The 10,208-nt window shown below is 74.1% G+C and carries 10 protein-coding genes; 3 read left to right on the forward strand and 7 right to left on the reverse strand.

Features of this window, described 5'->3' with window-relative positions; genetic code table 11:
• Positions 1 to 29: 29 nt before the first annotated feature.
• Positions 30 to 1,418: a cytochrome P450 gene (locus ACWDCZ_RS29060; RefSeq protein ID WP_449817382.1), complete on the reverse strand. Its 1,389-nt coding sequence runs from the start codon at positions 1,416 to 1,418 to the stop codon at positions 30 to 32.
• A gap of 341 nt (positions 1,419 to 1,759) precedes the next feature.
• Here ACWDCZ_RS29060 and ACWDCZ_RS29065 point away from each other — a divergent pair, with 341 nt between their 5' ends.
• Complete coding sequence (locus ACWDCZ_RS29065; RefSeq protein ID WP_449817383.1) at positions 1,760 to 3,439, forward strand: hypothetical protein; 1,680 nt, start codon at positions 1,760 to 1,762, stop codon at positions 3,437 to 3,439.
• A gap of 137 nt (positions 3,440 to 3,576) precedes the next feature.
• Here the strand turns inward: ACWDCZ_RS29065 and ACWDCZ_RS29070 are convergent, their stop codons facing one another.
• Positions 3,577 to 3,858: a hypothetical protein gene (locus tag ACWDCZ_RS29070; RefSeq protein ID WP_049654447.1), complete on the reverse strand. Its 282-nt coding sequence runs from the start codon at positions 3,856 to 3,858 to the stop codon at positions 3,577 to 3,579.
• Positions 3,859 to 4,086: 228 nt separating this feature from the next.
• Positions 4,087 to 4,692: a TetR family transcriptional regulator gene (locus ACWDCZ_RS29075; RefSeq protein ID WP_449812072.1), complete on the reverse strand. Its 606-nt coding sequence runs from the start codon at positions 4,690 to 4,692 to the stop codon at positions 4,087 to 4,089.
• A 250-nt stretch (positions 4,693 to 4,942) separates the two neighbouring features.
• Between ACWDCZ_RS29075 and ACWDCZ_RS29080 the strand changes: the two genes are divergently transcribed.
• Positions 4,943 to 6,091 (forward strand): MFS transporter, encoded by a 1,149-nt coding sequence (locus tag ACWDCZ_RS29080; protein ID WP_380740988.1) that lies wholly within the window; start codon positions 4,943 to 4,945, stop codon positions 6,089 to 6,091.
• Positions 6,092 to 6,156: 65 nt separating this feature from the next.
• Complete coding sequence (locus ACWDCZ_RS29085) at positions 6,157 to 6,546, forward strand: nuclear transport factor 2 family protein (protein ID WP_049655217.1); 390 nt, start codon at positions 6,157 to 6,159, stop codon at positions 6,544 to 6,546.
• Between the two features lie 490 nt (positions 6,547 to 7,036).
• Here the strand turns inward: ACWDCZ_RS29085 and ACWDCZ_RS29090 are convergent, their stop codons facing one another.
• The 4 genes from ACWDCZ_RS29090 to ACWDCZ_RS29105 form a co-directional block, all read right to left on the reverse strand.
• Positions 7,037 to 8,056, reverse strand: a complete 1,020-nt coding sequence (locus ACWDCZ_RS29090) for a phosphotransferase (RefSeq protein WP_449817384.1) — start codon at positions 8,054 to 8,056, stop codon at positions 7,037 to 7,039.
• Positions 8,057 to 8,090: 34 nt separating this feature from the next.
• Positions 8,091 to 8,540 (reverse strand): nuclear transport factor 2 family protein, encoded by a 450-nt coding sequence (locus ACWDCZ_RS29095; RefSeq protein WP_449817387.1) that lies wholly within the window; start codon positions 8,538 to 8,540, stop codon positions 8,091 to 8,093.
• Between the two features lie 147 nt (positions 8,541 to 8,687).
• Entirely contained in the window at positions 8,688 to 9,455 is a 768-nt protein-coding gene (locus ACWDCZ_RS29100; RefSeq protein WP_449817385.1) for an HAD hydrolase family protein, read from the reverse strand.
• Positions 9,456 to 9,532: 77 nt separating this feature from the next.
• Positions 9,533 to 10,208, reverse strand: a 676-nt coding sequence (locus ACWDCZ_RS29105) for a hypothetical protein (protein WP_449817386.1), incomplete at its 5' end; no start/stop codon positions are given.

The following is a 10,208-nucleotide window of genomic DNA, read 5'->3' on the forward strand; positions in this document are numbered from 1 at the left end:
GTTCCGCGGGGCCGTTCAGCGGGGCCCGTTCAGCGGGCGGGCTCGCCCGCCGCGGCCCGCGGCTCGACCAGCATGCGGATGCCGTCGGCGGCCCAGAGCACGAACCGCTCGACCGGGACCACCCGGTGGCCCGGCTCCGGCCGGAAGCGCAGCCGCTTGAGCAGCACGGCCAGCAGCACCTGGGCCTCCACCACGGCCAGGCCCTCCCCCTCGCAGGCGCGCGGCCCCAGTCCGAACGGGATCCAGGCCAGCCGGGGCCGCCCCGCCGACTCCTCGGGGGTGAACCGCTCGGGCCGGAACCGCTCCGGCTCGGGCCAGTAGGCGGGGTTCAGGTGGACGGCCCGGATCGGGAGGAAGACCACCGCCCCGGCGGGGACGGCGTACCCGCCGACGGCCAGCGGCCCGGTGGTCAGCCGGGCGCCGTACGGGCCGGGCGGGTACCGGCGCAGGGACTCGCGCAGGACCATCCCCAGGTACGGCAGCCGGCGCAGGTCGGCGTGGTCGGGCACCGGGCGGTCGCCGAGGACGCGGTCGAGCTCCTCGGTGACGCGCGCGGCCGCCGCCGGGTGGGCGGCGAGCAGGTGCAGGGTCCAGGAGACGGCGACGCCCGTGGTGTGGTGGGCGGCCAGCATCACCGCGAGGACGGTGTCGCGGATCCGCGCGGGATTCTCCCCCGCCTCGACGAGGGCGCCGATCAGGTCGCTGCGGTCCTCACCGCTGCGGCCGCCGCCGCTCCGGTCACCGGGGTGGCCCCGGTGGTGCGCGGCGATCACCCGGTCGACCGTCGCCCGCAGTCGGGCGAGCGCCCGGGCGGCCCGTTCGGCGCGCTGCTCCGGGGGCTGCTCGGACGGCACCCGGTAGAGGCGCTCCAACTGGTCGGTGAGCACCGCCTCGAAGGCCTCGACCACACCCTCCGGGTCCTCGATCCCCCCGTCCGGGTCGTCCGTCCCGCCGTCCAGGGCGTAGCCGCAGATCATCCGGAGGGAGAGCCCGGTGAGTTCCCGCTGGAGCTCGACGGCCTGACCGGCGGGCAAGGCGGCCCAGCGGTCGGCGAGCCCGGCCGCCAGGGCGGTGAAGCGGGCGAAGTGCCGTTCGTGCGAGGGCCGTCCGGCCAGGACGGTGAGCAGCAGCCGGCGCCACGGGCCGTGCTCCCCGGCCGGGAGCACCTGGAGGTTGCCCGCCTCGAACAGCGGGTCCAGGAACGAGAACAGCCCCGGCGGGCGCTCGTCGAGGTGGGCCACGGCCTCCAGCAGCACCGGGTCGGCGATCGACACCGCGGTCTCGGCCCCCGGCAGTTGGAACCGCACGACGGGCCCGTACTCGGCGTGCAGCCACAGTTGGTAGTCGTGCAACCCGCCCGCCCGCGCGATGGCGCCCACCCCGCCGTCCGCTCTCGGCTCGGGACCGGGGATCTGCATCGGACCTCCTGGGGTGTCTTCCGGGGATCGTTCCGCGGTGCCTTTGTACGAACCGGGGCCTTCCCGTGTTTTCCGACTCCGTACCCCGGACCGCGCAAATGCGGCGTCAATTCCTAAATCATCCATGGGCCGTAAATCGCCCACGGGTCGAACGCCCCGTCGAGCGACCGTCGAACGCCCCGTCGAGTGACCGTCGAACGCCCCGGAAAAACCCGGTCCCATGACCTGCGCACGACCTGTACGCTGAACACACATTCGAACTGTGTCGAATCCGTTCGGCATTTGATGAAACTGTGGGGGAATCGGTGCGCAATCGCCGACTTGTGGTTCTCGCTGCCCTCGTGGCGGCCGGTGTCGGTCTCACCTCGTCCGGAATCGCCCAGGCGGCCGCTCCCGCCGCGGCACCCTCCTCGCCCGCCTCCGGCGTCGCCGGCCTCGACGCGACGAAGAAGCTCCCGGGCAAGACCTTCAACAGCTCCGCCGACCGCACGGTCGTCTCGTCGAAGGCCGGCGAGCGGGCGGCGGCCCCGGCACAGGGTGCGCCCGCGCAGGACGCGCCCGCCGCGCAGAGCGCCGCCAACCTCGGTGTCGACCTGCAGGCCACGGCCTTCAGCGCTCACGGCTTCAGCCTCAAGACCACGCTCTCGTCCAGCGAGACCACCACGGGCAACCTCACCATCTCCTGGGGCGACGGGACCACGAGCTCCTACCCCGTCGCCCTCACCGCCGGCGTCGCCAACCCGCACGTCGACATCCACCAGTACAAGACCGTCGGCGCCTTCGACATCACGGTCACGCTCACGAGCGGGACGGTGGTCGCCAAGAACCAGGTCCAGGTCGTCACCGCCGGCGCCGAGTTCACGCCGCACACCCCCACCCGCCTGCTGGACACCCGGGAGGGCATCGGCGCCGCCAAGGCCAAGGTCCCCGCCCGCGGCACCGTGGCCCTGAAGATCGACGGCGCCGCCCAGATCCCGGCCGGGGTCGCCGCGGTGGTCCTCAACGTCACCGTCACCAACACCTCGGGCTCCGGCCACATCTCGGTGGCGCCCAGCCAGGACCTGGCCCAGAACGCCACGACGTCGAGCCTCAACTTCGTCCCCGGCCAGACCGTTCCGAACCTGGTGGTCGCCTCGGTCGGTCCGGACGGCTACGTGTACCTGTTCAACTCGGACTGGGCCCCGGTCGACCTGCTCGCCGACGTCACCGGCTACTTCACGCCCACCACCGCCAGCGGCTACAAGTCGGTGCCGCAGACCCGCATCGTCGACACCCGTGAGGGCATCGGCACGGCCCAGGGCAAGGTCCCCGCGACGTCGGGCTTCGACGTCGCCGTCGCCGGCCGCAACGGGGTGCCGTCGGGCGTCACCGCCGTGGCGCTCAACCTGACGGTCACCAACCCGCAGGCGGACGGCCACCTGATCGCCTACCCGACCGGGCAGGCCGTCCCGACCACCTCCAACGTGAACTTCACCGCCGGCCAGACGGTGGCCAACGCGGTGATCGTGCCGGTCGGCCAGGACGGCAAGATCACCGTCCGCAACGGCAGCTGGCTCCCGACGGACGCGGTGGTCGACGTGGTCGGCTACTACAGCCCCGCCAGCCGGTCCGCCCTGGTCCCGCTCGTGTCGCCGGAGCGCGTCCTCGACACCCGCGAGACCACCCCCGACCGGACGGGCGCCCCGATGCCGGGCCGCAGCTTCTTCGCGCTGGGGATGGAGGGCGACACCACCTCCCCGCAGGTCGAGGGCTGGGTGCTGAACACCACTGTCACCAACACCGCCGGGGCCGGCTTCCTCTCGGTCGACACCGACCCGAACTACTGGTCCGCCTACCGGAACGGCACCGCGGTCGTCCCGCAGCGCCCGGTCTCCTCGACGCTGAACTGGACGGCCGGCGCGACCGTCCCGAACCTCGCGCAGACCCCGGGCGGCAAGGGCGGCATCATCGACTTCTGGAACCAGAGCTGGTCGGACGCCGACCTGCTGGTCGACCTGCTCGGCTTCTACCAGTCGAACTGACCCACCGAGCGACGTGAGGGCCGGGGCGGTGTTCCGTACGGAGCACCGCCCCGGCCCCTTTCCGTCGCGCGGCCGGCGGGCCGGCCTCAGTTGACGGAGTGCCTCAGTTGACGACGTACCTCAGTTGACGAAGTGCCTCAGTTGACGAAGTAGCTGAACCCGACCGTCGCCGCGGTCATCCCGGCTGCCACCTCCCGCGTCACCGTCCCCTGACAGTTCGGCGCGGAATACACGTCGACCGTCACGTTCGTGAGGTTCTCGACGACCACCGGCGACACGGTCGGGTAGCACCCCCGCGCCGGATTCTGGTGCGTCACACCGTTCACCACCAGAACCCCCGTAGCCGCCTGTGCGGGCACGGCGAGTGCGAGCACTCCGGCGGCGGCCAGCATCCCGACCGCGGCAATCCGACGACGCATGACTGTTCTCCCTTCCGAGGGCGCACATCGGTTACGGCACCCTTCCGGGCCATGAATTCCCCCACCGCCCTGTCCATGTCAGAAATCCCGCCGCAAATCCCCCGAACCGAGGACAATGCCCGGCGCGGCATTCGCCCGCGGTCCGCCGGGAGTGGAAAGTCGGACCCGCCGACTTTCCGCGTCCTTCCACGCTCTTCCGCAAAGGACGGGCCGACCGCACGGCGGGGGTCACGACTGCTCGGGGAGCCCGCCTCCGGCGGTCGGCAGCGCCCGGACGGCGGCGGCGATCTCGGTGCGCAGTCCGTCGAGGGTGTGGTCGGGGCCGAGGATCATGCGGCGGAGCTGGGGCATGGCGAGGCTCCAGCCGACCATGCCGAGCGTGAGGAACAGTCGCGCGCGGGCGTCGTCGCCGTCACCGCCGCTGTCGCCGTCGTCGCCGCTGCCCGCCGGCCGCGCCGCCCGGATCTTGTCCTGGTAGTGGCGGGTCCGGTCCGCTTCCCCCGGAACGGGCTGGTCGCCGAGTTCGAGGGCCTCCCAGAGCAGCAGCCGCAGGGCCTCCGGGTGGGCGCGGTGGTAGTCGAAGAGCCGCTCGGCGTACGCCGCCAGGTCCTCGTCGCCGGGCGGGACGGCCTGGGCGAGGTCGGCCATGAGGCGCTCCAGGACGGCGGCGAAGAGCCTGTTCTTGTCGCCGAAGTAGTCGTAGATCGCCCGCTTGTTGGCCTGGGCCTGGGCGGCGATGCGGTCCACGCGGGCGCCGGCCACGCCGTACGCGGCGAATTCGGTGGCCGCCGCCGTGAGGATCCGCTCTTTGGTTGCCGTCGAGTCGTACGCCATGGGCCGATGGTAACGAACCGGTTCGTTTGACGATCCCGCGGCGGTCTGGCACGCTCACGGCGAGCATTCGAACCATCTAGTTCGTTCGGTTGGAGTCACGATGCCCCGGATCGATCCGGCTGTCCTGCCCGAGCCCGAGCCACGCACGGCCCCCGCGCCACCCGGGCCACCCGGGCCCACGCCGCCCGCGACGCTGCCACCGGAACCCGTATCCCGGCCCGCCGCCGAGGGCCGGCGGCTGCCCCTGGTGATGGCGCTGGCCTGCGGCGTCAGCGTGGCCAACGTCTACTTCCCGCAGGCCCTCACCCCGCTCGTCGCCGACGGCCTCGGCATCGCACCGGGCACCGCGGCGAACCTCGCCACGGTCACCCAACTCGGCTACGCCGCAGGGATCTTCCTGCTCGTCCCGCTCGGCGACCGGCTCCCCCGCCGCCCGCTGATCACCGTGCTCCTGGTCGTGACGGCCTGCGCGCTGCTGGCCGCCGGGCTCGCCCCGGCCGCCGGCCCGCTGGTCGCGGCCGGCGCGGTCGTCGGCCTCGCCACGGTGGTCCCCCAGCTGCTCATCCCGCTGGCCGCCGGCCTGGTCGCACCCGACCGGCGCGGCGCCGTGATCGGCACCCTCCAGGGCGGCCTGATCGGCGGCATCCTGCTGGCCCGCACCTTCGGCGGCGTCCTCGGCGAACAACTCGGCTGGCGCGCCCCCTACCTGGCCGCCGCCGCCCTCACCGCGCTGCTCGCCCTCGCCCTCGGCCTGGCCCTGCCCGCCACCCCGCCCGCCGTCCGCGACCGGTACCCGGCCCTGCTCGCCGACACCGTCCGGCTGCTGCGCACCGAACCCACCCTGCGCCGCTCCGCACTCGGCCAGGCCGCGCTCTTCGGCGGCTTCAGCGCCACCTGGACCGCGCTCGCCCTGCTGCTGACCGGCCCGTCCTACCGGCTCGGCGCCCAGGCCCTCGGCCTGCTGGCCCTGATCGGGGCGGCGAGCATGTTCTGCGCCCCGGCCGCCGGCCGCCGGGTCGACCGGCACGGCCCGGACCGGGTCAACGCCTGGTGCACCGGCGCCACCCTCGCCGCGGCCGCGGTACTCGCCGCCGGCGGCACCGGCGGCGCGACGGGCCTCGTCGCACTGGCCGCCGGCCTCCTGCTGCTGGACCTGGCCGTGCAGTGCGGCCAGGTCGCCAACCAGGCCCGGATCTTCGCACTGCGCCCGGAGGCCCGCAGCCGGCTCAACACCGCCTACATGACCTGCTCGTTCCTCGGCGGCAGCGCCGGCTCCTGGCTCGGCATCCGCCTCCACGCCCAGCTCGGCTGGCCGGGGGTGTGCGGCCTCGTCGCGCTCACCGCGGCCGCCGCCCTGGCCGCCCTGCGGACCGGGGTCAGGGCCGGGGCCGGTCGCTGAGCCGCTTCCAACCGCTTCCACCAAACCACCACGTCACCGTGTCACCGCATCCCGAAGGAGTTCCCATGACGTTCCCGGCCATGCCGCCCGCCGTCCTCCAGTTCTTCCGCGCCTCCCAGGAAGGCGACGCCGACGCCTGGGCGGGGTCCTTCGCCGAGGACGGCGTCTTCCACGACCCGGTCGGCGCGCCGCCGATCACCGGCCGCCCCGCGATCCACGCCTTCATCTCCTCCGTCCTGCCCGGCTTCCGCCCCTTCCTCGGGCTGACGCCGCTGGAGGCGCACACCGTCGGCAGCCACGTCGCCGTCTCCTGGCGGGGCGCGGCCGTGGCCCTGGACGGCAAACCGGTCAACTGGTCCGGCATCAACGTCTACGAGCTGGACGACACCGGCCTCATCCGCGAGGCCCGGGCGTACTTCAACAGCGCCGTCTTCCAGGCCCAGCTCACCGGCTGACCGGCCGGGACGGACCTGATCGCGACCCGCCCCGCGATCAGGTCCGCCCCGGGAGGCCGTCCAGCCGGCGACGCGCCGCCGGATCCGCTTCGCCCGCGCCCACGTACAGGGCATGTTCCCGGGTCTGCCCCACCGGCCCGCCTCCCACGACACTCCCGGCGCTCGGCACCGGCCGGACGAGCCGGCTACAGCCGCTCGCGCTCGCGCTGGTTCCGGGACTTGAAGCCGCACCTGCTCTGCGGCCCGGCCGGCTGGCCTGCCTGCGACCGTCCTACCGCAGCCTCACGCCATGGCCCGGCAAGCATTCCCTGAAGTCCTGATCGAGTCCGTCAAGCGCCGACTCGGCCCCGAACAGCACAGCGGCCGCACCGTCGCCCGCCCACTGATCGCCTACGACCACTGCCCGACACCGGACCTACTCGTCCAGGCCCGCCTCGGCGAGAGCGGTCCGGGGGTCTGCCGTCCACGGGTCCATCCGCCCCACCCGGCCTCAGTCGCCGAGCAGGCGCAGGGCCTGGCGCAGGTTGTGCTCGGCGATGGCGGCCATCGCCTCGCGGGCCGGGAAGGGCCCGTCGAGCAGGCGCAGCGGTCCCGCCGTCAGCGAGAGGCGCTGGGCCAGTGCGTAGAGGGCGAGCCGGTCCTCGTCGAGGCCGTCCGCCGCCAGCGGCCGGTAGTCGGCCCGGGGCAGGCGGATCCGCAGGAAGACGTGCTCCCACTCGACGTCGAAGTACATCGTGCCCTCGATGTCGATCAGCACCGGGCGGCCGTCCGCGTCCACCAGTACGTGGTCGGGCCCGAGTTCGCCGTGCACCACCGGGTACTCGGCGCGCGGGCGCACCGCTGCCGCCAGGGCCCGCAGCCGGTCCGCGCACCGGTCCCGGGCCGCCGCGATCCGGGGGTCGCGCGCGGCCGCCTCGGCGAGGTCGCACAGCGCGCGGTCCAGCACGACGCCCTCGCACGACGGCCCGTGCGACGCTCCTCCCCCGTCGACCACCGCCACCTTCCCGTAGCGGGGCGCCCGGTGGCCGCGCATGGCGCCCAGTGCCTCGCCGAGCCGGGCCAGGACCGGGGCGGCGGCGTGCGGGTCGCGGGCGAGCAGCTTCTCCAGGCTCTCGCCGGGGACGTCCTCGACGATCGCGAGGTCGGCCGTGCGGTCGGCCGCGGGATCGGCCGTGCCCGGGGCACCCCCGCCGTCCCGGTCCGTGGCGCGCTCGACGAACCGGAGCGCCGGGACCCGGACGCCGAGTGCGTCCAGCCGCGTGTGCGCGGCCTCGAACAGGTCGAGTCCGAGGCCGGGCGAGAACGGGTCGGCGAGGTCGTCGTCGCCCTCGGCCGCCGGCCAGTAGTTCTCGGTCCGGTCCCAGCGGTAGGCGATCGCCGTCGTCCCGTCGTCCATCCGCAGGCGGTAGACGCCCTTCTTGCTGCCGCCCGCCAGCCGCTCGACCGCTTCCAGCCGCCGCCCGCCGCCCAGCGCGGCCCGCGCCGCACCCGCCAACCGTTCCCGCACCACTGCCCCGCCCCTCGTCGTCCCGGTCGGCGGCACCCTACCGCCGCAGGTGGCGGCTCACGTCGCCGACCAGGGTGATCCGCACCCGCCGCTCGGTGAACCGCCACCGCCCGTCCTCGCCGCGCGCGAAGCGGTCGTGGTACCGGCCCCCGGCGACGGCCTGCAGCGGAAGCCCGGGCAGTGCCTGCAGCACGGTGACGTAGGAGCGGGCGACCGCCGTCCCCGCCGGCTCGTCGACCTCGACCGCCACGTTGGTGGTGACGTGCTGGGTCCGCGGTGTCCCGTCGGCGTGGATGATCACCGTCTCCCGGAACATCGCCTCGATCGCCGCGCCGCCGCGCACCGGCTCGCCGCTGCCGACGAAGACGGCGTCGGCGAGCAGGGCGCCGAGGCCCGCGAAGTCGCCGTCGTCCACGAGTTCGGCGTAGCGCGCGATCAGGTTCTCGATCGCCCGGTGGCTCGGCACCGGATCGACGGGCGCGGACATGGTCTCCCCCGGGGGCCGGACGGCGGTCATCTCCCCTGATGTTCCCACGCCTTGATCGGGCGTCGGGTCCCGATGGGGCACGGCGGCGGCGACCGCGGGAAGCACCCGGCGGCTCGCCGTGCCCGAGTGGCAAGCGGCGTCCGGCGGCTACCGGACGGGCGCCTCGGCCAGGCGGGAGATCTCGGCGGCGACGGCCTCCGGTTCGGCGGCGACGGTGACGCGGGCGACGCCGTCCAGGCCCGGGTGGCCGCCGACCCGGACGGAGTGCCGCGCGTTGCGCAGCAGGTCGAGGTCGTTGATGTCGTTGCCGAAGGCGTTGTAGGCGTCGATCCCCAGCGAGGTCAGCGCCTCCCACTTGTTGGTGGTGCCCGGGGCGAAGTCGATGATCGCCTCGTCGAGGTGGTGGTTGACGGTCATCCCGAGCGCGCGGCCGGCCTCGGCGAGGGCCGCCAGGTCGGTCGCGTCGACGACCAGGAACTTGACGACGGCGGGGAGTTCGGCGAGCTCGACCCGGCGGGCGAGGCCGCCCTGGTCGACCCGGCCGCGGATCGGGTGGTCGGCCGGGCCGGTGTAGGCGTAGTCCCACGGGCCGTCGGCGAGGTAGCCGGCCCGGAAGCGTTCGACCTCGGCCAGCAGCCGCCCGAGTTCACCGGCTTCGAACGCGGCCCGCGCCCGCACCTGTCCGTCGACGGAGACCAGACTGCCGTTCCCGCCGATCAGCGTGGCGGTGGGGAAGGCCCCGTCGAGGACGGGCAGGAGGTCGCGGACCGGCCGGGCGGAGGCGAAGACCAGCTGGTGGCCCGCCCGCTCGCAGGCGTCGAGGGCGGCGAGGATCCGGCTGTCGATCGTCCGCCCGTCGAAGCAGAGCGTGCCGTCGATGTCGAAGACCGTGGTGCGGGCGCTGGAGGAGATCATAAGACGATGCTATCCAGCCGGTGCCGTACACGATCCACCACCGGTCCCGCCCGGAAACGCCCCCACGAGCCGGGCCCCTACAGGTAGTCGTCCATCAGCTCGCGGTCCACCGTCATGGCGGCCCGGTCCAGGGCCGGCAGGCCCAGGTGCTCGCAGATCAGCGCGGTGAGCCGCTGCTCGTGGTCCGGGCTCTCGGCGAACTCGCCCCCGATGCCCAGCCCGGCCGCCGTGACGAGGGGGGCCAGCGCGTTGGGCCAGCGCTCCCCGACGTGCTCGGCGCCCTCGTAGTCGACGCACGAGGAGATCCGGCCGTCCCGGTAGTGGTACGCCTTGGGGCCGTGGGCCTTGACGATGCAGGGGTTGGGCACGAACACCACCAGTTCGGCGCCCTCGGGGCAGAGCCCGCGGTAGTCGATGTCGTCGTAGTCGTTGCGGGACGGGTTGAGCATGGGGTGCACGATCACGCCCCACTCGCCGGGCGCCGGCTCCTCGCCCCGGGCGAAGGGCGGACGGTGCCGCGCGGTCAGCCCGTCGGCCACGGCGGCCCGGGTGGTTCCCCGGAAGTACACCAGGACGGTCTCGTCCTCTCCGTAGCCCTGTCCTTCCAGCCAGTCGATGGGGCCCCGGTGGATCCAGTCGTAGTCGGTCATGATCGACACCGTAGCCCTCGGCACCGACACGGCCGCCGGGACGGCCTTCGGGGCGGCCGGGAGCAGGAAGTCGGCCCGGCCGACTTCCTGCTCCCGAGGCCGG

Source organism: Kitasatospora sp. NPDC001225, from assembly GCF_053597855.1.

Bases quoted from the DNA above. Each gene is read 5' to 3' on its own strand.
- ACWDCZ_RS29060 (WP_449817382.1), bottom strand. From the start codon at position 1,418: ATGCAGATCCCCGGTCCCGAGCCGAGAGCGGACGGCGGGGTGGGCGCC.
- ACWDCZ_RS29070 (WP_049654447.1), bottom strand. From the start codon at position 3,858: ATGCGTCGTCGGATTGCCGCGGTCGGGATGCTGGCCGCCGCCGGAGTG.
- ACWDCZ_RS29075 (WP_449812072.1), bottom strand. From the start codon at position 4,692: ATGGCGTACGACTCGACGGCAACCAAAGAGCGGATCCTCACGGCGGCG.
- ACWDCZ_RS29080 (WP_380740988.1), top strand. From the start codon at position 4,943: ATGGCGCTGGCCTGCGGCGTCAGCGTGGCCAACGTCTACTTCCCGCAG.
- ACWDCZ_RS29085 (WP_049655217.1), top strand. From the start codon at position 6,157: ATGACGTTCCCGGCCATGCCGCCCGCCGTCCTCCAGTTCTTCCGCGCC.
- ACWDCZ_RS29095 (WP_449817387.1), bottom strand. From the start codon at position 8,540: ATGTCCGCGCCCGTCGATCCGGTGCCGAGCCACCGGGCGATCGAGAAC.
- ACWDCZ_RS29100 (WP_449817385.1), bottom strand. From the start codon at position 9,455: ATGATCTCCTCCAGCGCCCGCACCACGGTCTTCGACATCGACGGCACG.